A 19,567-nucleotide genomic window follows, 5' to 3' on the forward strand; every position below is an offset into this window, starting at 1 on the left:
CACCCGTTTGTCCTCCTCGCGGGCAGCGCGGTGTAGGAGCCCGGCCATGGGTCATCTCCCTCCTACCGGCGCTCTTGAAGCGTTCGGGCATTCCGGATGCGCAGCACCGACTAACTTGGGAACTTGAGGAACCCAAGAAGAGATGGCCCGCGACGATTCCGACCACAACCGAGAGACCGGCCCCAGCTGGGACGGCCGCGAGCGCCGCAAGGCGCAGCGCACCGGCGGCCGGGCAGCCGCCTGGGCCGGGCGGCGCGGCCGCAGCGGCTACGGCCTGGAAAGCATCCGCCCGCACCTGCTGGCGCAGATCGAGATGCAGAAGCTGTGGAACCCGACGTTTCCGCCGGAAGCGCCCGACGACGGCACCAAGGGCGGCGGCGAATGAAAAAAGCCCCCGGGCCTTTCGGCACCGGGGGCAGCCTGGAGAAACTCTCTCGCCGGGCTACGCCGTCAGGCGCTTAGCGCCAGTGGCCGCGATGGCCGTGGCCATGGCCCCAGCCATAACCGTAGTTGGCGCCGAACACCACCACCGGGGCGGGACGGGCGTAGTAGTAGCCGGCCGGGTACACCGGCTGCGTGTAGACGACTTGCGGCTGGGTGTAGACCACCTGGGGCTGCGCGTAAACCGGCTGCGAGTAAACAGGCGCCGGCTGCACGTACACCGGCTGCGGCTGGGCCACCACCACCGGCGGCGCCGAAACATAACCGGGACCGCCCAGGTTGATGCCCACCGACACATGACCGCCCGCGTGGGCGGAACCGGCGGCGGCCAGCGCCAGCGCGGCGACGGCGGCCAGTTTGCCGAACAGGGAACGGTTGAACTGCATCTGAAATCTCCTGATTCGTTGGGCGGGGCGGCGGGAACGGCCGTCCTCGTGCGTATTTAACGCTGCCGGACCGCTCCGGACGACGACGCTACGGTCAAGAACGTTGCTGAACGTAAACCGGGGGGCTCAGGGGTAACCCGGAGGGCCACCTAGAATCCCTTTCAATATGACCTCCCCCGCCGAGAAAGACAGCGTCAAGCCCAGCAATTTCCTGCGCCAGATCATCGAGCGCGACCTGGACCAGGGCACTTACGCGCAGCGGCACTGGGCCGGCCACCCCGCCGACGCCAAGGCGCACCAATCCGCGGCACTGGACCCTGCCCGCATCCGCACCCGTTTCCCGCCCGAGCCCAACGGCTACCTGCACGTGGGCCACGCCAAGAGCATCTGCCTGAACTTCGGCCTGGCGCGCGACTACGGCGGCGTGTGCCACCTGCGCTTCGACGACACCAACCCCGAGAAGGAAGAGACCGAGTACGTCGACGGCATCAAGGACACCGTGCAGTGGCTGGGGTTCAGCTGGGACGCCAACGGCACCCGCCACCTGTACCAGGCCAGCGACTACTTCGACTTCATGTACCGCGCGGCGGAATACCTGATCGAAGCCGGCCTGGCCTACGTGGACGAACAGTCGCCCGAGCAGATGCGCGCCAACCGCGGCGACTTCAGCCGCCCGGGCGTGGACAGCCCCTTCCGCAGCCGCAGCATCGAGGAGAACCTGCGGCGCTTCCGCGAAATGAAGGAAGGCAAGCTGCCCGACGGCGCCGCCGTGCTGCGCGCCAAGATCGACATGGCCAGCCCGAACATCAACCTGCGCGACCCGGCCCTGTACCGCATCAAGCACGCGGAGCACCACCACACCGGCAACAAGTGGTGCATCTACCCGATGTACACCTACGCGCATCCCATCGAGGACGCGCTGGAGAACATCACCCACAGCATCTGCACGCTGGAATTCGAGGACCAGCGGCCGTTCTACGACTGGCTGCTGGACAAATTGAGCGAAGGCGGCCTGATCAACACGCCGCACCCGCGCCAGTACGAGTTCGCGCGCCTGAACCTCACCTACGTGGTCACCAGCAAGCGCAAGCTGAAGCAGCTGGTGGACGAAGGCCACGTCAGCGGCTGGGACGACCCGCGCATGCCCACCATCGTGGGCCTGCGCCGGCGCGGCTACACGCCCGAAAGCATCCAGCTATTCAGCGAGCGCATCGGCGTGAGCAAGGCCAACGGGTGGATCGACTTCAGCATCCTGGAAGGCGCGCTGCGCGACGACCTGGACGGCAAAGCCGCCCGCGCGATGGCGGTGCTGGACCCGGTGAAGCTGGTGATCGAGAACTGGGGCGAGGTGATGGGGGGCGACGACGTGCTCGATGAGTGCTCGGCGCCCGTGCACCCGCACGACGAGTCGCGCGGCCGGCGGTCGTTCAAGTTCGGGCGCGAGATCTGGATCGAGCGTTCAGATTACGAAGAGACGCCGCCCAAGGGCTTCTTCCGCCTGTTCCCCGGGAACAAGGTTCGCCTGAAGTACGGGCATGTGATCGAGTGCGTCGGCGCCGACCGCGATGCTTCCGGCGCGATCACGCAGGTGCGCGCGAAGCTGGTGCCGGACACGAAGAGTGGCACGCCAGGCGCGGATGCGATCAAGGTGAAGGGGAACATCACCTGGGTGGGCGTGGCCGACGGATTGAAGGCGGAAGTACGGCTGTATGACCGGCTGTTCTCGGTGGCGCAGCCGGATACGGGGGAGAAAGACTTCCTGGAGGAACTGAATCCGGAGTCGCTGAAGGTGGTGACGGCGTATCTGGAGCCGTCGCTGGCGAGCTCAAAGCCGGATGAGAAGTTTCAGTTTGAGCGGCATGGGTACTTTGTGGCGGATCGGAAGGAGCATTTGCCAAGTGCCTCCCGGATCTTCAATCGCGTGGCCGGACTTAAAGACGGTTGGGCAAAATAGTCAGAGAAATCGCTATGTAGACAATCTTTGAGGAGGAGACAGCGCAATGGAGGATTTGAAGACGGCGCTCATCGCGGCGCGCCAAACTTGGAATACGGTTAAGCAATCAAGGGCACCAGAAGAAGCTGCCCTGAATCAATATTCCGGACTGGCAGCATCTTTTGCTGACATAACTGGCAGATTCGACCGTTGGGGCAAAACACTGGATGGACTGAGCTCCATGGGCAAAAGGCGACGTGAGAGCCTAGCGCCAGAGGTTGCCATTTGCAGAGGTCAAATCTCGCAGCTCAAAAGGTGCTTGGACTCTCATGGAAACGGTCTGGCTTGGATCTGTGCGAACACGTCATTTCTCTCGCTTCTCAATGAAATCGACATCAGCCTGAATGAGCTTCGCCGATTCTCGGAGAAGGAAGCCGTTGCTGTTTCGGCGGCGGCGAAGGAGCAGTTTGCTGAAGACGTGACCGTCATTCAGACGGCAGCTGAGCATGCGCGCGAACTTCGAGATCAAGCAGCAGCATTGAAAGGGCTCACGGCCGACGCTACTGCGAAGGCGGAAGAGATCGAGAAGAAAAAGGTCTCAGTAGAGAAGCAGACTGCGGAGCTTAGTGAGCAGATCGAAGCCGCGACTACCAAGACCGAGAATGACTTAGAAGCCTTCGAGCAGGCGCTTGCTTCGCGCAAGACCGAACTTGAAGAATTAGTAGAAGCTCAGAAAGAGGAAGTTGAGGAACTCGTAAGTGAGTCCCGAACTTCCGCAGAGAATTCCAAGAAAAGCGCGGAGGACGCATCGACAGTTCTCGCTAAGATTCAGAAGCATCTTGCCGACGCCATCGCCGCAAGAGAAGCGGCGGTCAAAGAACATGCTCAGACTCAACTCGAACTCGGAGAGTCGCTACTTAAACTCGATCAAGCCAAACAAGCCTTAGGCGATGCTTTGAAGAATGTGCGTCGGCAGGGGCTATCGGGAGCATTCTTCGAGAAAGCCGAAGAAACGGCTGCACAACGGGCCGCGGAACAAAAGGTGTTCCATTCTGCCTTGTTGTATTTGGCACTTATTGGACTACTCGGACTCTTTCTAGAGGTCTATCACGGCTTGCCGAAGGATTTGAGCGAGTGGGCGCTGAGAAGCGCCAGAACACTTGTGCTAGCTGCTCCGGGCGTATGGATCGCTTGGATGTCTGCTAGACGTTTAAGTGCGCTCAACCGAATGGTGAGCGACTACGAATACAAGTCGGCAACCGCGCTCGCTTTCGAGAGTTACCGCCAGGAAATCGAGTCGAGCGGGAGCAAGACACTGATGGACAAGCTTCTTGATAATGCCATCACGACGTTCGGTGAAAATCCCACTCGCTACTACGACAGCGCCAAAGATGAGCCTGTCATGCCAGCAGAAAGCCTGCTTCAGAAGCTCGGATTGAAGGCGCAAAGCCCAGCCTTGCCGGCGCCAAAATAGCGATTCGCGTTTGAAGGTATGCAGCACTAGAGCAGAATCGTGGCTGATGCAGCGACCGAATAACAATGACGCTGTCGACTGACGCTTTGGCCGTGAACGCTTCTCTAAAGGGGTCCTGCGACCGGTTGGGCTGGACGAAGCCGGTCTTCATAGCTCAATCGTCGCTACAGTCCAAACCCATACTTTCAGAGGAGCTCCCCATGGCCAACCGCGACCAACGCAGCAACAAGATGACGAAGAAGCCCAAAAAGGACACTTCGCCGCCCAAGGAATCGACCGGGTCGGATCGGCCGATGCCGCCGGTGACGACGGTGATGCCGAAGGGGAAGTTGAAGAACAAGCAGTGAGGTGGCGCGCCCGTGGCAGCGCGCTGGCGGCATGTGCAGGGGGTGGATCCCGGCGTTCGCCGGGATGACAACCGAAGCGGATGCGCGGGGCGAGGCGCAGAGGACAATCCGTGCGATGTCCGCCTCCACCACCTTCTCCACCCTCCCCCTCTCCCCCCAAACCCTCGCCAACCTCACCCGTCTCGGCTATGCCGAGATGACCGCCATCCAAGCGGCCGCGCTGCCGCCCGCGCTGCTGGGCAAGGACCTCATCGCGCAGGCCAAGACGGGCAGCGGCAAGACGGCCGCCTTCGCGCTCACGCTGCTGGCCAACCTCAACCCGCGCCGCTTCGCGGTGCAGTCGCTGGTGCTGTGCCCCACGCGTGAACTGGCGGACCAGGTGACGGCCGAGGTGCGGCGGCTGGCGCGGGCCGAGGACAACATCAAGGTGGTCACGCTGTGCGGCGGTGTGCCGCTGCGCGGGCAGCTGGCTTCGCTGGAGCACGGCGCGCACATCGTGGTGGGCACGCCGGGGCGCGTGCTGGACCACCTGGACCGCGGCAGCCTGCCGCTGGACGCGCTCAACACGCTGGTGCTGGACGAAGCCGACCGCATGCTGGACATGGGCTTCCACGACGACATCGCCAAGGTCGCCGGCCGCTGTCCGCCGCAGCGCCAGACGCTGCTGTTCTCGGCCACGTACCCCGAAGGCATCGCGCAGCTGGCGGCGCGCTTCCTGCGCGAGCCGGTCACGGTGAAGGTGGAAGCGCAGCACGACGCCGCCGCCATCGAGCAGCGCTGGTACGAGGTGACCGAGAAGGAGCGCGTGCCCGCCGTCAGCCGCCTGCTGGCGCACTTCCGCCCCGCCAGCACGCTGGCGTTCTGCAACACCAAGGCGCGCTGCCGCGACGTGGCCGCGGCGCTGCGGGCGCAGGGCATTTCGGCGCTGGCGCTGTACGGCGAGCTGGAACAGCGCGAGCGCGACCAGGTGCTGGTGCGCTTTGCCAACCGCAGCTGCTCGGTGCTGGTGGCCACCGACGTGGCCGCGCGCGGGCTGGACATCGCCAGCCTGGCCTGCGTGCTGAACGTCGACGTCACGCCCGACCCCGAAGTGCACGTGCACCGCATCGGCCGCACCGGCCGCGCGGGCGAAGCCGGCCTGGCGCTCAACCTGGCCAGCCTGGACGAGATGGGCGCCGTGGGCCGCATCGAACTGCTGCAGAAGCAGGAAAGCGTGTGGCACCCGCTGGCCGAACTGAAGGACGCCGGCGGCGGCCCGCTGGTGCCGCCCATGGCCACGCTGCACCTGCAGGGCGGCCGCAAGGAAAAGATCCGCGCCGGCGACGTGCTGGGCGCGCTGACCAAGGACCTGGGCTACACGCGCGAGCAGGTCGGCAAGATCGATGTCAACGAGTTCTCCACCTACGTCGCGGTGGAGCGCGGCATCGCCAAACAGGTGGCTTTCAAGCTGAATGCGGGCAAGGTGAAGGGGCGCAGCGTGAAGGTGCGGGTGCTGGGGGACGAACAGGACGCGGACTGATCCGCCGCTACCCGCCCGGCTTGCCCTCGGCCCGGTCCCGGGCGGGCCCCTGCACGCGCTGCAGGTTCAACGCCGAATTCACGATCCCCACGTGGCTGAATGCCTGCGGGAAGTTCCCCAGCATCACGCGCGCCATCGGGTCGTACTCCTCCGCCATCAGCCCCACGTCGTTGCGCATCGTGATCAGGTGCTCGTACAGCGCACGCGCTTCGTCCACGCGCCCCTGCAGCACCATGTTGTCCACCAGCCAGAAGCTGCACGCGACGAAAGCGCCCTCGCCGCGCGGCAGGCCGTCCAATGAAGGATCGGTGACGTAACGGCACACCATGCCGTCCTGCCGCAGGTGCTTCTCGATCGCGGCCACGGTGGCCACCATGCGCGGGTCTCTCGCGGGCAGGAAACCCACCAGCGGCAGCATCAGCAGCGCGGCGTCCAGGCCGCGGCCGCCCTGGTGCTGCACGAAGTACACGCCTTGCGGGTCCAGGCACTCGCGGCAGATCCAGTCGTGCATCTCGGCCCGCAGCGCGCGCCAGGGGTCGAGCTGAACGCGGTCGGCGCGCAGCTGCTCCACCAGCCGCACGAAGCGGTCCACGGCCACCCAGGCCATCACCTTGCTGTGCGTGAAGTGGCGCGGTTCGCCGCGCACTTCCCACATGCCGTAGTCGGGCTCGCGCCAGATGCGGGCGATGTGCTTCATCAGCGACAGGCCGCGCTGCAGGCCGTCGGCGTCGGGCACCTGGCCGTACACCACGCTCTGGAACATCACGTCGGCCACCTCGCCGAAGATGTCCAGCTGCCGCTGGCGCGAAGCCAGGTTGCCGATACGCACCGGCCGCGCGCCGCCGTGGCCGGGCAGCCAATCGGCTTCCCACTCGGGCAGCAGCCGCTCGCCGCCCACGCCGTACATGATCTGCATGTCGGCCGGGCTGCCCGCGCACGCGCGCAGCAGCCAGTCGCGCCACGCGCGCGCTTCGTCCACGTAGCCGGTCTGCAGCAGCGCCAGCAGCGTCAGCGTGCTGTCGCGCACCCAGCAGTAGCGGTAATCCCAGTTGCGCGTGCCGCCCGGCTGCTCGGGCAGCGAGGTGGTCGCCGCGGCCACCATGCCGCCGGTCTGCGAATTGGTCAGCGCCTTCAGCGTGAGCAGCGAGCGCTTCACGATCGCCGCGTAAGGGCCTTGCACCTGCGCCTTGGCGATCCACTCGCGCCAGTAGTCCGTGGTGGTTTGCAGCGCAAGGTGCACGTCCAGCGCTTCCGGCATGGCCTCGTACGACAGGCCGTGGCACAGGTCGAACGTCACCTCGTCGCCTTCGCCCACTTCAAAGTCGGCGTAGCTGCGGAAATCGCGGCCCGCGTGCGTGACGGGCGTGCGCAGCACCAGCCGGTTCTCGCCGCCGGTGGCGCACAGCTGGTTCTGCTGGTGCGTGACCCAGGGCACGGTCAGGCCGTAAGCCAGGCGCACGACGAATTCGCTGCGAACCATGACGCGTCCGCCCAGTCCGCGCACCAGGCGCACCAGGTGCGGCCGGTCGGTGCCCACGGGCAGCGCGTCGACGATCTCGATGCTGCCTTCGGGCGTGTCGAAGCGCGTCTCCAGCACCAGCGTGCCTTCGCGGTACTGCCGCGAGATGCTCACGCCATCGCCCAGCGGCGACAGGCGCCAGAAGCCGTGGTCTTCGGTGCCCAGCAGCGAGCAGAACACCGCTTCGCTGTCCACGCGCGGCCAGCAAAGCCAGTCCACGGCGCCGGTGCGGTCCACCAGCGCCACGGTGCGGCCGTCGCCCAGCAGTGCGTGATCTTCGATGGGGCGCGTGGGCATAGCCGCCGATACTGAGCGGTGGCCCGGCCCCGCGCTGTCAGCGCGGCAAGGTTGCGCTTGTCGGACAAGGTCAGCGCGTATGCTTCCCATCATGGTCCTGATCGAATTCGCCATGAACCCGCCCGACCGTGGGCAGGGCCTCGCCCCTTACGTTGCCCGCATCCTGGACGTCATCGACCGCAGCGGCCTGAATTACCAGCTCACGCCCATGGGCACCATCCTGGAAGGCGGCTACGACGAGGTGATGAAGGTGGTGGGCGACTGCTTCCGGGTGCTGGAGAAGGACTGCCCGCGCATCGGCATGAACCTGAAGATGGACTACCGCGCGGGGACGGAATCGCGGCTGAAGAGCAAGGTGGAAGCGGTTGAGCAGCAGCTGGGGCGGAAGCTGAAGACCTGAGGAATACGGGGTCCGCAGCGCAGAGAACGCAGAGCGAGCGCAGAGAACGCAGAGGAAAAATCAAAAAAGGTCTTCTCTGCGTCCTCTGCGCTCGCTCTGCGTTCTCTGCGTTGCGGACCCCGCATTCCCGCCTCGTCCGCGAAAAACCGCACATCCCGGGCACGCCCGCGCCACGGTTGTGCAACCACCGATTTCAGCCCGGCGTCAAGCCCTCCGGATGGCTTCTAATACGGCCCCCGCCTGAGGTACGCCCCCGGCGGCGGCCCACTGGAATCCATTCCCTTGCAAAGCACTTTCGGCTCTTCGAACCTGGTTCGCCGGCTGGCCCCCTGGGGACCGACCGAGGCGGAGCCCGGCCTTGGCGTAGCCGAACGCCTGGCCGCATGGGTCGGGCCGCTGCAGGCCATCCAGCTGCAGGCGGTGAACCAGGCGGTCGGCACGCCGGCCGCCGGTAGCAAGCCGGGCGCGAAGGCGGACCTCACCGGGGACGTGCAGCGCGTGCGCGGCGTGCTGGCCAGCGCCATCGCCAAGGATCCGCTCGCGCTGGCCGGCATCAAGCCGGGTGACACCGAAGACCACGGTTACGGCCCCTGGCAGCAACGTCACATCGAACTGCAGCGGCAGATGGGCCAGATGTGCGGCGCGCTGCGCGACCACGCGCGGCAAACCGTCTCGCGCGCTTCGCCGCGCCTGCGGCAGCTGGCCACACTGGACGCCGCCTTCGAGCAGCTGCTGGCCGACCGCGAAGCCGCGCTGCTGCCGCAGACCCTTTCGCACCTGGAACGCCGCTACAAGGCGCTGCGCGCCGCGCACCGGGCCACCTGCGAAGCCACCGGCCAGCCCGACGACCCCGCGCGCTGGCGCGCGCCGGGCGGCTGGCTGCGCACCTTCTCCGACGACTGGCGCCAGGTGCTGCTGGCGGAACTGGACCTGCGGCTGGAAGCCGTCACAGGCCTGGCCGAAGCGCTGCGCCAGCCGTCCCTCTTCGAGACATGAATCCCAAACGCTTTTTCTTCCTGGCCTTCTGCATCGGCCTGCTCGCGCTGGCGTGGGTGGGCTACAGCTTCGTCGGCACCAGCTGGCTGGCTTTCGCGATGACCGTGGTCATCGCGGTCGTGTACCTGGCCGGCGCGCACGAGCTGCGCCAGTTCCGTGCGGCGACCGGCACGCTGCGCACCGCGCTGGACAACGTCAACGCCACGCCCGCTTCGCTGCCCGAATGGCTGGAGCAGGTGCCCGCGCCGCTGCACGCCACTGTGCGCGCGCGCATCGAAGGCGAGCGCGCCGCCCTGCCCGGCCCTTCGCTCACGCCCTACCTGGTGGGCCTGCTGGTGATGCTGGGCATGCTGGGCACCTTCCTCGGCATGGTGGTGACGTTCAAGGGCGCGGTGTTCGCGCTGGAAGGTTCCACCGACCTGCAGGCGATTCGCGCCGCGCTGGCCGAGCCGATCCGCGGCCTGGGCCTGTCGTTCGGCACTTCGGTCGCCGGCGTGGCCGCTTCCGCGATGCTGGGGCTGATGTCCACCATCGCGCGGCGCGAACGCGTGGACGCGGCGCGCCTGCTGGACAGCCGCATCGCCGGTGCGCTGCTGCCGTTTTCCCTCGCGCACCACCGCCAGGAAACGCTGCGCGCCATGCAGGCGCAGATCCGCACGCTGCCCGAAGTGGCGCTGGCGCTGCAGGGCGTGATGGACCGCATCGAGCGCCGCAGCGAGCAGCTGGACGCGCAACTGCTGGAACGCCACACCCAACTGCAGCGCGAAGTGACCGGCGCGTACACCGAGCTGGCGCGCCAGGTGGGCACGCACCTGAACGACAGCCTGGCCGCCAGTGCGCGCGCCACGGGCGACACCGTGAAGCCCATCGTCGAGCAGGCGATGGCGCAGCTGGTGGGCGAATCGCAGCGTTTGCAGCAGCGCATCGGCGACATCGCGCAAACGCAGGCCAGGGAGCGCGCCGAGAACGAGTCGCGCTGGCTGGAAGAGCAGCGCAAGCGCATGGGCGAACTGTCCGCGCTGTGGCATTCGGAACTGGGCTCGCTGCGCCAGGAAGAAAGCCAGCGCGGCGATGCGGCCGTGCAGCGTCTTTCGGAACTGCAGGGCGCCGTCGCGCAGCACCTGGCCACGCTGGGCGCCGCGCTGGAAGCGCCCATCACGCGCCTGCTGCACACCGCCAGCGAAGTGCCGCAGGCCGCGGCCGGCGTCATCGCGCAGTTGCGCGAAGAAATGAGCAGCGTCACCGAGCGCGACAACCTCGCGCTGCAGGAACGCACGCTGCTGCTGGAGCGGCTGGGCGCGCTGGTCGGCTCGCTGGAGCAGGCCGCGGGCGAGCAGCGCACGGCCATCGAGGCGATGGTGGCGTCGGCCACGTCGGTGCTGGAGCAATCGCAGCAGCGCTTCACGCAGGCGCTGGATGCGCAGGCAGCCCAGGCCGCCGAGGCGTCCACGCAAGCGACCGCGTCGGCCGTCGAACTGGCGGCCGTGGCCGATTCGTTCGGCGAAAGCGTGCGCCTGTTCCAGGTCAGCCACGAGAAGCTCACCGACACGCTGCAGCGCGTGGAAGCCACGATGCAGAAGAGCACCGCGCGCAGCGACGAGCAGCTGGCCTACTACGTGGCGCAGGCGCGCGAGGTCATCGACCTGTCCATCGCTTCGCAGCAGGGGCTGATGGACAGCCTGCGCCAGCTGCAGCAGGGCAAGGGCAAGCCCGCGCCGATGCCCGAGAGCGTGGCGTGATGACGGAACTGGAAGAGCTGGACACCGGCGCGCAGGAAACGGCGCCGGTCTGGACGGTCTTCGCGGACCTGATGGCCGGACTGGTGGGCGCCTTCGTGCTCGTGCTGGTGGGCCTGCTGCTCGGCCAGATGGACCTGGTGGCCACCCTGCAGTCCGAGATCGAGAAGCGCCGGCTGGAAGAGCAGCGCCGCATGGCGCTGGAGAAGGCGCTGGCCGTGCCGCTGGCTTCGGGCCGCATCACCGTGGCCAACGGGCGCATCGGCATCAGCGGGCAGGTGCTGTTCGCGGTCAACAGCGACCAGCTGCGGCCCGAAGGCCGGCAGTTGCTCAAGAGCCTGGTGCACCCGCTGCGCGTGTACCTGGGCGAGCGCAACGAACTGCTGATGGTCAGCGGCTTCACCGACGACCGGCCCATGCGCGAGAACAACCGCCAGTTCACCGACAACCTGGAGCTGTCGGCGCAGCGCGCGCTGACCGTGACGCGCGCGCTGGTGGAAGAAGGCATGCCCTCGTCGCAGGTGTTCTCCGCGGCTTTCGGGCCGGAACAGCCGGTGGCCTCGAACGCCAGCGAGGAAGGCCGCGCGCAGAACCGCCGCGTGGAAATGGCGCCGGTGCCGCGGCTGACGGCGGCGAAGAAGTGAGCCCCCATCCATCCGGGCCCGCCCCCCTCCCGTTCGGGCTGAGCTTGTCGAAGCCCCTCCCCGACCAACTCGCCGCCTGGCGCGACGGCGGCGAATGGCGCGCCGACCCCGTGCGCTTCCGCTTCATGGAATCGCTGGCGGATCGCATGGCCGATCAACCCGAGCCCGTGCGCGCGCTGCTCGAGCGCAAGTTGCAAGCCGCGATGGAAGCTTTCGCAGGGGCCGCTGCGCAGCCGAAGACTCCGCCTGCCGCACCCGCATCGTCCAACCAACACGAAGTCCTGGCCGAGCTGAATGCCTACCTGCGTTCGGTCACGGCAAGGCCGGCGCAAGACACCGGCGAGAGCGATGACCCGCACGCCCTGCCCAGCGCGCGCCGCTTCCGCCAGGCCTGGGAAAGCGCTCGCACGCTGGAGCGCCTGCGCGATGCGCTCGCCCGCGCGCCCGCCAACGCAGGCCCGCTGAACTCGCACGCCCTGGTCGCGCGTTCGCTCGCGCTGATGGGCGAACTGTCCACCGACTACCTGCGCCATTTCCTCGCCTACGCCGAGACGCTGCAGTGGCTGGAGACGGCGCGCGACCAGCTGCCGCGCGAGAAGGCCAAAGCGGCGCGCAAGACGCGCACCCGCAAGTAGCCGCGCCTGCAAGCCGCACAATCCGACCGTGCCCGAACCTTCCGAAGAACCGACACGCCTGTCGAAAGTGGTCGCGGCGCGGGTGCCCTGCTCGCGCCGCGAAGCGGAGCAGTACATCACCGAAGGCTGGGTGCGGGTGGACGGCCAGGTGGTGCTGGAGCCGCAGTTCCGGGTGGCCGGCGAACGCATCGACATCGATCCCCGCGCGACCCTGCAGCCACCGGCACCGGCCACTTTCCTGCTGCACAAGCCGGCGGGAATGGACATCGCCGGATCGCTGGCCTCGTTGGGCGCCGCGCAACACTGGACCGGCGACGCCTCCGGCGTGCGCCCGCTCAAGAGTCACCACGTCCGGCTTGTGGCGTTGCTGGAGTTGCCGGCGGCGGCCGAGGGACTCTGCGTCTTCAGCCAGGACGGGCGCATCGTCCGCAAGCTGCGCGAGGACGCCCACCTGCTGGAGCAGGAACTGTTGGCGCAGGTGTCCGGCACCATCGCGCCGGGCGGGCTGCAGCGCCTGTGCGAAGGCCTGGTGCATGCCGGCCGCGCCCTGCCGCCGGCACGCGTCAGCTGGCAGAGCGAGGCGCGCCTGCGGTTTGCCGTCAAGGGCATCCCGCCGGACAGGGTGCCCTGGATGTGCTCGCAGGTCGGGCTGCAGGTGACGGCGCTCAGGCGCCTGCGCATCGGCCGCGTGCCGCTGGCCGGCCTGCCGCAGGGGCAGTGGCGCTACCTCGCGGGGAACGAGCGGTTCTGAGGACGCCGGTTCAGTCCGGGATGAACTTCTCGCCGAACTTGCGCGCGTCGGCTTCCAGCTCGAACGTCACGAGTTGCCCGTTCTTGCCATCGGCGAGCCGGTGCGCCGCGAACAGGCTGTACTTACCCTGGAAATCGAAACTCGGCAGGTCGATCAAGGCGTACGGGTGCGCCACGAAGACTTCGTGGAGGAACACTTCCCGGTGCCGGTTGCGCGGCGAGGGAAAGAGCTTGTACTCAGGCGTGGTGAAGGCAGCTTCCGGCATGCCGCGAGATTAAGGCACTGACGCACTACTGCGTTGCGGCTGGCCCACTACTGCCTTGCGCCGCTTGGAGCGGCGGCGCGCGCCTCCTAGACTGCCGTCTTCGGAGGAGGCGCGAAGATGCCGCGGAAGCCGGGAAGCAGGCACGTGTCGGGACAGGTGCTGGCGTTGGGAGTCAAGCTGCTGGGCGTCGCCGCGCTCTTCTGGGTGATGTCGCTCATGCTGGCGAAACCCCTGGGCGCCGCGAGTGCCGGCTTTCGGATGCCGGTGCCCTACCTGCTGGCGGTGGGCGCGCTGGTCACCTTCCTGGGCTGGACTCTGCGGCCGCGCGGCGCCGCGCCGGCCAAGGGCCGAACCGATCCCGAGTGGTTTCCCAACTCCACCGACTTCGCCCGCAGCATCGCCGAGCCCATGCCCTCTTCGCTGGAACAGCGCGTGCGCACCGGCCGCCGCCCGCCCGCGGGCAGCTGGAACGCGCAAGTCTTCGACGACATCGAATGGCGGCGCTTCGAATCGCTGTGCGGCCAGCTCTTCGCGCAGGCCGGCTTCCAGCCGCGCAGCCAGTCGCACGGCGCCGACGGCGGCGTGGACATCTGGCTGCATTCGCGCAACGCCGAAGGCCCGGTGGCGGTGGTGCAGTGCAAGCACTGGCACGCCAAGCCGGTGGGCGTGAAGGAGATGCGCGAGTTCTTCGGCGTCATGGCTTCGCGCAAGGTGGCGCGCGGCACGTACGCGACGACGTCCACCTTCACCGAAGACGCCAGGCGCTTCGCGACGGAGAACGGCATCCACCTGCTCGACGGCGCCGGCCTGCTGGCGCTGATCGCCACCCGCACGCCCGAACAGCAACGCGCACTGCTGGACCACGCTTACGAAGGCGAGTACTGGCGCCCCACCTGCGCCAGCTGCGGCATCAAGATGGTCGAGCGCATCCCGCGCAAGAAGGAAGGCCAGCCTTTCTGGGGCTGCGCGGACTACCCGCGGTGCCGGTTCACGCTGCCGATGCGGTCGGCGGCATGACGGGCGGCCTGGGGTCGTCTTGACAGTCAACCCAATCTGGGTAGGATAAAACCCATTTTGGGTAACATCCAACCCGATTTGGGTATGAACTCCAGTCCCGTCAGCCTGGCCGACGCACTGTTTCCACGAGTACGGCAGCGCGTGCTCGCGATCCTGTTCGGCAACGCGGACCGCAGCTTCTTCCTCAGCGAGGTCGTCGCGCTCGCGCAGTCGGGGAGCGGTGCCGTGCAGCGGGAACTGGCGTCACTGGCGGACGCGGGCCTGCTGAATGCCTGGACACAGGGCAACCAGAAGCACTACCAGGCCAACAGCCAGGCGCCCGTGTTCACCGAACTGCGCGGGCTGGTGTTGAAGACGTCGGGGGCTGTCGACGTGTTGCGGGCCGCGCTGGCACCGCTGGCCAGGCAGATCACCTGCGCATTCGTCTACGGCTCGGTCGCGCGGCAGGAGGACACCGCCGGCAGCGACGTCGACCTCCTCATCCTCAGTCCGTCTCTCGCTTACGGCGAGACGTTCGCCGCGCTGGAAGGCGCCGCGCAGCAGCTGGCCCGCAAGGTCAACCCCACCCTCTACACGCCGGAGGAGTGGCACAAACGGCGCCAGCAGAAAAACGCTTTCGCCACCAGAGTGCTGAAGCAGCCCAAGCTGTGGCTGATCGGAACGGAGGAGGCACTGCGTGGATGATGAACTGGCGAACCTGGCAGGACCTGGAAAGGCGTTGCGCGCCGAAGCACCGGACGCGCAGGAGGTCGAAGGTCTGGTCCGGACAGGCCGGGCACGGCTGCATGACGCGGGCAATGCATCGCTGGCGCTCGAAAGCCGCTTCGACCTGGCCTACAACGCCGCCCATGCGCTGTGCCTGGCCGCCTTGCGACGCAAAGGCTACCGCCCGTCCAACCAGCGGTACATCGTGTTCCAGGTGCTGCCGCTGACACTGGGATTGGGCGCGGAGATCTGGCGTGTTCTGGACAAGGCGCATGGCATGCGCAATCTCGCGGAATATGAAGGTGTATTGGATGTGGACGAAAGGTTCGTCGTGGATTTGATCGCGGCCGCGGAGGCGGTGGCGTCGAAGCTCTGACCTGCGTTCACCACAGCGCACTCGGCCTTTCGAAGTCCACCGTCGCCCCCGACCGCCCAGCCCCATTTCCTTCAGCAGCGGCCGCGCATCGGCTGCGATCCCGAGCCGAAGTAATCGCGGCCCGCGTTCCCTGAAAATCGCCCCATGGGCAGACAGGGGCGAAACAGACATGCGCGGCGCCGCATCGGTTCCGGCGCGTGGCTGGCGCTGCCGCTGACGCTGGCTTACGCCGCCGCGCTGGGGTGGGCGGTGGTGACGAAGCGGTGGCCGTGGTGGGTGCTGCCGGCCGCTTTCGGCGTCAGCCTGCTCGCGTTCTTCGCGTACCGGCAGGACAAGCACGCCGCCCAGCGGGGGCGCCGGCGCACGCCCGAAAACACGCTGCATCTCTGGAGCCTGGCCGGCGGCTGGCCGGGCGCTTGGGTCGCGCAGCAGGTGCTGCGGCACAAGTCCAGCAAGCCTGGGTTTCTCGCGGCGTTCTGGGCCACCGCCGTTCTGCATTGCGCGGCCGTCGGGTACTGGCTGGCGCGATGAACGAACTGCGCGTCCTGCACCTCGACGCGAACCTGGCCGCGATCGACAAGCCGGCCGGCCTGCTGGTGCATCCCAGCGCGCTCGACGCGCACGAGAAGCGCACCGCACTCGACCTGCTGCAGGCGCAGCTCGGGCAGAAGCTGTTCCCGCTGCACCGCCTGGACAAGGCCACCAGCGGCGTGCTGCTGTTCGCGCGCACGCAGGAGGCCGCGCGCGAATGGGGCCAGGCGTTCGAGGCCGGCGCCGTGCGCAAGCGCTATCTGGCGCTGGTGCGCGGCTGGCCGGAGGAAGCCGGCGAGATCGACTACCCGCTCGCGCGCGACCCTGAGCTGCCTTCCGCCGGCCAGCCGCGCGTGGAGGCCCTCACCCGCTACCGGCGCCTGCGCTGCTTCGAGTGGCCGTTCAGCGTCGACCAGCGCCACGCGACCAGCCGCTACGCGCTGGTGGAAGCCGAGCCGCTGACCGGCCGCCGCCACCAGATCCGCCGGCACTTCAAGCACATCGCGCATCCGCTGGTGGGCGACACCACGCACGGCAAGGGCGCGCACAACCGCGCGGTGGCGCAGTGGCTGGGCACGCAGCGCCTGTGGCTGCACGCGGCGCGCGTCGAACTGCCGGGCATGAGGCCGATCGAGGCGCCCGCCCCACCGGAGTGGGCGCCGCTGCTGCTGCCGTAGCGTTGGCCGCGATGGCTGCCCAGCCATCGTCACCGCCAGTTACCACGGCAATGCTTCCCCCGTTGACTCGCCTGCGCGCTCGGCGCACCTTCGGTGTCCGGAGGTTTCCACATGCAAGCTTTTCACCTAGAGCCGCGGATGGTTTCGTTCCTGGGCGGTTTCTTTCCCAGCAGCCACTGTTTCCTGATGCTTCCCTCGCTCGAGCATGCGAACCGTGCGGCGGCACTGCTGGCGCAAGCCGGCATCGACGCCGACGTGCGGCTGCTGACGCCGGGCGACGTGAACGACCTGGCCCACCTGTTCGACGGCCACGACGTGATGCTGCCTTCGGTGGGCACGGAGGAGTACACGGCACGGCACTTCGCGGAGCTGGCGCGGCAGGGCCACCATGCGCTGCTGGTGCCGGCCAAGGGACCGCAGGCGTGCCAGCGGGTGATGGATGCGTTGAAGGACGCCGAACTGTCGTGCGCGGTGCACTACCGGCACTTCGTCATCGAGGACCTGGCTGTCTAGCCTGGTGTCCTCATCCAGATCGCGAAAGCCTCGATGTCCGCATGCCTGACGTGCTGGGCCAGCGCAACCAGATAGAAGCCATACCCCGGCAGCGATAGCGGGTGCGCCTGCACCAGCGCGCCGGATTTCAGCTCGTGGCCCACCACCACGCTGCTGCAGATGGCGATGCCTTGGCCCGCCACCACGGCATCGATGGCGTGAGGCTCCTCCCTGAAGCTGAGGCTGAGTGCCCAGCTCCTGTCCGTGGCCGGCAGGCCCGGATCGATCAGGCCGGCCGCCGCCAGCCATCGCCGCCAGGTCGGCGCTTGCGGATCCCGGTTCATCCAGTCGTAGTGGATCAGCGGAAACCGAAGCAGGTCCTCGGCGCGCACCACGGGATGCCCATCCTTGGCCAGCAACGCCGGGCTGCACACCGGGAAGAATGTGTCCCGGCAGATCTCCTGGACGGCGCGCCCGGCCGGCATGGTGCGCGCGTAGCGGATCGCCACGTCGGCATCGCCGGACCGGAGATCCAGCACCGCATCCGTTCCGATGATCTCCAGCGGGATCTCCGGGTAGCGCTCCCGCCAATCCGACAGGCGCGGAACCAGCCACCGGCTCGCGAACGCGTTGGGGCTGGTCACGCGCAGCGGAACAGCCTGGGCGGCCCCGGCCATCGAGGTGACCGCGCTCGCGAGAGCGTCGAAGCCGTCGCGCAACCCGGGATACAGGCGTGCGCCCGCGCCCGTGAGCTCCAGCGGCTTGGGACGGCGCTGGAACAGGCGGTGCCCATACGTCCTTTCCAGCAGCCGGACCTGATGGCTGATGGCCGTGGGCGTCACGTGGAGTTCGGCGGCTGCCGACTTGAAGCTGCCGAGCCTGGCCGCCGCCTCGAAGGCTTGCAGCGACCGCAGTGGAGGCAGCTTTCTCATTGGGGGAGATGAGTATTTCTCACCTGAAACTGAGTTCTTTGATTTTGCCACCCGGCCGGGGACCGGACAGGATGACAGCTCGCTTCAGGAGTGAACACCATGGAATCCGGCAACCGCTACAGCCCTGGTCCATCAGCATCGGATGCCGCCCGGCTGCGGAGCCGGCTCCGCGGTGACGTGATCGTCCCGGGAGATGCCCGCTACGACGAAGCGCGGAAGGTCTGGAACGGCGCGGTCGACAAGCGGCCCGCCATGGTCGTCTATTGCGCCCACGCCGGCGACGTCGTGGAAGCCGTGAAGTTCGCGCGGTCGGGCAACCACCTGGTCGCCGTCCGCAGCGGCGGGCACAACGTGGCGGGCCTGTCGGTGTGCGACGACGGCGTCGTGATCGACCTGTCCCGCATGAAGCAGGTCGCCATCGATCCTGCCCGCCGTACGGCGCGGGCCGAAGCCGGCCTCAGCCTGGGCGAATTCGATGCCGCCACGCAGGCCCATGGGCTGGCCACCACGATGGGGATCAACAGCGACACCGGCATTGCCGGGCTGACCCTGGGCGGCGGGTTCGGCAAGCTCGGACGCAAGTACGGCCTGGCCTGCGACAACCTCCTGGCCGCCGAGGTCGTGCTGGCCGACGGCAGGCAGCTCCAGGCCAGCGCCACGGAAAACGAGGACCTGTTCTGGGGGTTGCACGGTGGCGGCGGCAACTTCGGCATCGTCACCGCTTTCCACTACCAGCTGCATCCGGTGGGCCCGGACCTGCTGGTGTGCTCCGTGCTGCACCCTTACACCCGCGCGCGGGACGCGATGCGTTTCTACGATGACTTCTGCGCCGATGCCGCGGACGAGCTCAGCGTGGACGCGGCCTTCGTCACCGCGCCTTCCGGCGAGCGCTTCTTCAACATCTCGGCCTGCTACTGCGGCGATGCCGGGTCCGGCGAGCGCGTCCTCCGTCCCGTGCTCAACCATGGTCAGCCCGTCGAAAGCAAGCTGACCCCGGTTCCCTACCTGCAGATCCAGTCCGGCGGGGACAGCCTGTTTCCGCGGGGGCGCCGCTACTACTGGAAGGCGCAGTTCCTGCGCTCGCTCGACGACGGCGCGATCGACGCCTTGCTCGACGTGTACGCACGCGCGCCTTCGGCCGCGTCGCTCCTGGTGTTGCAGCACGTCGGCGGCGCCATCGCGCGTGTTCCCGCGTCCGCGACGCCCTACGTGAATCGCGATGCGCGCTACGACTGCTTCCCGGTCTCGATCTGGGATGCCCGGTCCGAAGACGATGCGGCCATCCGCTGGGCGCGCGACGTGTGGACCGCCGTCCGGCCCTTCTCGACAGGCGGCGTCTATGCCAACAACCTCGGCGACGAAGGCGAGGACCGGGTGCGTGCCGCCTACGGCGAGAACCATGCGCGTCTCGCGGCGCTCAAGGCGAAGTACGACCCGTCCAACTTCTTCCGGATGAACCAGAACGTCCGCCCGTCCGTGTAGTGCCCGCGCAGG

Annotated in this window: 22 protein-coding genes; 18 read left to right on the forward strand and 4 right to left on the reverse strand. The window is 67.8% G+C overall.

The window, feature by feature from the left end; all coding sequences use genetic code 11:
- The first annotated feature begins 142 nt into the window (after positions 1 to 142).
- Positions 143 to 385, forward strand: coding sequence for a hypothetical protein (locus EZ216_RS07020; RefSeq protein ID WP_135248972.1), 243 nt, complete (start codon positions 143 to 145; stop codon positions 383 to 385).
- A 73-nt stretch (positions 386 to 458) separates the two neighbouring features.
- Here EZ216_RS07020 and EZ216_RS07025 read toward each other — a convergent pair whose 3' ends face one another.
- Positions 459 to 827: a hypothetical protein gene (locus tag EZ216_RS07025; RefSeq protein ID WP_135248973.1), complete on the reverse strand. Its 369-nt coding sequence runs from the start codon at positions 825 to 827 to the stop codon at positions 459 to 461.
- A gap of 166 nt (positions 828 to 993) precedes the next feature.
- On the opposite strand from EZ216_RS07025, the gene EZ216_RS07030 reads away from it, so the two are divergent.
- From EZ216_RS07030 to dbpA, 4 genes are all read left to right on the forward strand, one after another.
- Complete coding sequence (locus tag EZ216_RS07030) at positions 994 to 2,781, forward strand: glutamine--tRNA ligase/YqeY domain fusion protein (protein ID WP_135248974.1); 1,788 nt, start codon at positions 994 to 996, stop codon at positions 2,779 to 2,781.
- Positions 2,782 to 2,827: 46 nt separating this feature from the next.
- Positions 2,828 to 4,234 (forward strand): coiled-coil domain-containing protein, encoded by a 1,407-nt coding sequence (locus EZ216_RS07035; RefSeq protein WP_135248975.1) that lies wholly within the window; start codon positions 2,828 to 2,830, stop codon positions 4,232 to 4,234.
- Between the two features lie 200 nt (positions 4,235 to 4,434).
- The gene (locus tag EZ216_RS21285; protein ID WP_167772840.1) at positions 4,435 to 4,581 is read left to right on the forward strand and encodes a hypothetical protein; all 147 of its coding nucleotides are present in this window, start codon (positions 4,435 to 4,437) and stop codon (positions 4,579 to 4,581) included.
- A gap of 115 nt (positions 4,582 to 4,696) precedes the next feature.
- A complete protein-coding gene (gene dbpA, locus EZ216_RS07040) occupies positions 4,697 to 6,100 on the forward strand; it encodes an ATP-dependent RNA helicase DbpA (protein ID WP_135248976.1) in 1,404 nt (467 codons plus the stop codon).
- 7 nt (positions 6,101 to 6,107) lie between these two features.
- Here the strand turns inward: dbpA and EZ216_RS07045 are convergent, their stop codons facing one another.
- On the reverse strand, positions 6,108 to 7,916 hold the full coding sequence (locus EZ216_RS07045) for a glycoside hydrolase family 15 protein (protein WP_135248977.1): 1,809 nt from the start codon (positions 7,914 to 7,916) through the stop codon (positions 6,108 to 6,110).
- 91 nt (positions 7,917 to 8,007) lie between these two features.
- On the opposite strand from EZ216_RS07045, the gene EZ216_RS07050 reads away from it, so the two are divergent.
- The 6 genes from EZ216_RS07050 (at position 8,008) to EZ216_RS07075 (ending at position 13,078) form a co-directional block, all read left to right on the forward strand.
- Entirely contained in the window at positions 8,008 to 8,316 is a 309-nt protein-coding gene (locus EZ216_RS07050; RefSeq protein WP_135248978.1) for an MTH1187 family thiamine-binding protein, read from the forward strand.
- A 282-nt stretch (positions 8,317 to 8,598) separates the two neighbouring features.
- Positions 8,599 to 9,312: a DUF3348 family protein gene (locus EZ216_RS07055; protein WP_167772841.1), complete on the forward strand. Its 714-nt coding sequence runs from the start codon at positions 8,599 to 8,601 to the stop codon at positions 9,310 to 9,312.
- Positions 9,309 to 11,051 (forward strand): hypothetical protein, encoded by a 1,743-nt coding sequence (locus EZ216_RS07060; RefSeq protein WP_135248980.1) that lies wholly within the window; start codon positions 9,309 to 9,311, stop codon positions 11,049 to 11,051. Before EZ216_RS07055 ends, EZ216_RS07060 begins: the two co-directional genes overlap by 4 nt.
- A complete protein-coding gene (locus tag EZ216_RS07065) occupies positions 11,051 to 11,692 on the forward strand; it encodes an OmpA family protein (RefSeq protein WP_135248981.1) in 642 nt (213 codons plus the stop codon). The genes EZ216_RS07060 and EZ216_RS07065 overlap by 1 nt, the downstream gene beginning before the upstream one ends.
- A gap of 44 nt (positions 11,693 to 11,736) precedes the next feature.
- Positions 11,737 to 12,327, forward strand: coding sequence for a DUF2894 domain-containing protein (locus EZ216_RS07070; RefSeq protein WP_167772842.1), 591 nt, complete (start codon positions 11,737 to 11,739; stop codon positions 12,325 to 12,327).
- A gap of 28 nt (positions 12,328 to 12,355) precedes the next feature.
- A complete protein-coding gene (locus tag EZ216_RS07075) occupies positions 12,356 to 13,078 on the forward strand; it encodes an RNA pseudouridine synthase (RefSeq protein ID WP_135248983.1) in 723 nt (240 codons plus the stop codon).
- A gap of 10 nt (positions 13,079 to 13,088) precedes the next feature.
- Here the strand turns inward: EZ216_RS07075 and EZ216_RS07080 are convergent, their stop codons facing one another.
- Positions 13,089 to 13,343 (reverse strand): hypothetical protein, encoded by a 255-nt coding sequence (locus EZ216_RS07080; RefSeq protein ID WP_135248984.1) that lies wholly within the window; start codon positions 13,341 to 13,343, stop codon positions 13,089 to 13,091.
- A gap of 117 nt (positions 13,344 to 13,460) precedes the next feature.
- Between EZ216_RS07080 and EZ216_RS07085 the strand changes: the two genes are divergently transcribed.
- The 6 genes from EZ216_RS07085 (at position 13,461) to EZ216_RS07110 (ending at position 17,162) form a co-directional block, all read left to right on the forward strand.
- The gene (locus EZ216_RS07085; protein WP_135248985.1) at positions 13,461 to 14,360 is read left to right on the forward strand and encodes a restriction endonuclease; all 900 of its coding nucleotides are present in this window, start codon (positions 13,461 to 13,463) and stop codon (positions 14,358 to 14,360) included.
- Positions 14,361 to 14,444: 84 nt separating this feature from the next.
- Positions 14,445 to 15,044: a nucleotidyltransferase domain-containing protein gene (locus EZ216_RS07090; protein ID WP_135248986.1), complete on the forward strand. Its 600-nt coding sequence runs from the start codon at positions 14,445 to 14,447 to the stop codon at positions 15,042 to 15,044.
- The gene (locus tag EZ216_RS07095; RefSeq protein WP_135248987.1) at positions 15,037 to 15,441 is read left to right on the forward strand and encodes a hypothetical protein; all 405 of its coding nucleotides are present in this window, start codon (positions 15,037 to 15,039) and stop codon (positions 15,439 to 15,441) included. The genes EZ216_RS07090 and EZ216_RS07095 overlap by 8 nt, the downstream gene beginning before the upstream one ends.
- Before the next feature lie 144 nt (positions 15,442 to 15,585).
- A complete protein-coding gene (locus tag EZ216_RS07100) occupies positions 15,586 to 15,972 on the forward strand; it encodes a DUF1294 domain-containing protein (protein ID WP_135248988.1) in 387 nt (128 codons plus the stop codon).
- Positions 15,969 to 16,649, forward strand: coding sequence for a pseudouridine synthase (locus EZ216_RS07105; protein WP_135248989.1), 681 nt, complete (start codon positions 15,969 to 15,971; stop codon positions 16,647 to 16,649). The genes EZ216_RS07100 and EZ216_RS07105 overlap by 4 nt, the downstream gene beginning before the upstream one ends.
- A gap of 186 nt (positions 16,650 to 16,835) precedes the next feature.
- The gene (locus tag EZ216_RS07110; RefSeq protein ID WP_135248990.1) at positions 16,836 to 17,162 is read left to right on the forward strand and encodes an RNA-binding protein; all 327 of its coding nucleotides are present in this window, start codon (positions 16,836 to 16,838) and stop codon (positions 17,160 to 17,162) included.
- Here EZ216_RS07110 and EZ216_RS07115 read toward each other — a convergent pair.
- The gene (locus EZ216_RS07115; protein ID WP_135248991.1) at positions 17,159 to 18,073 is read right to left on the reverse strand and encodes a LysR substrate-binding domain-containing protein; all 915 of its coding nucleotides are present in this window, start codon (positions 18,071 to 18,073) and stop codon (positions 17,159 to 17,161) included. The two genes, EZ216_RS07110 and EZ216_RS07115, sit on opposite strands and share 4 nt — an antisense overlap.
- Positions 18,074 to 18,172: 99 nt before the next feature.
- Between EZ216_RS07115 and EZ216_RS07120 the strand changes: the two genes are divergently transcribed.
- A complete protein-coding gene (locus EZ216_RS07120; protein WP_135248992.1) occupies positions 18,173 to 19,555 on the forward strand; it encodes an FAD-binding oxidoreductase in 1,383 nt (460 codons plus the stop codon).
- Positions 19,556 to 19,567: the final 12 nt, after the last annotated feature.

The organism is Ramlibacter humi (assembly GCF_004681975.1).
Taxonomy (GTDB): Bacteria; Pseudomonadota; Gammaproteobacteria; order Burkholderiales; family Burkholderiaceae_C; genus Ramlibacter; species Ramlibacter humi.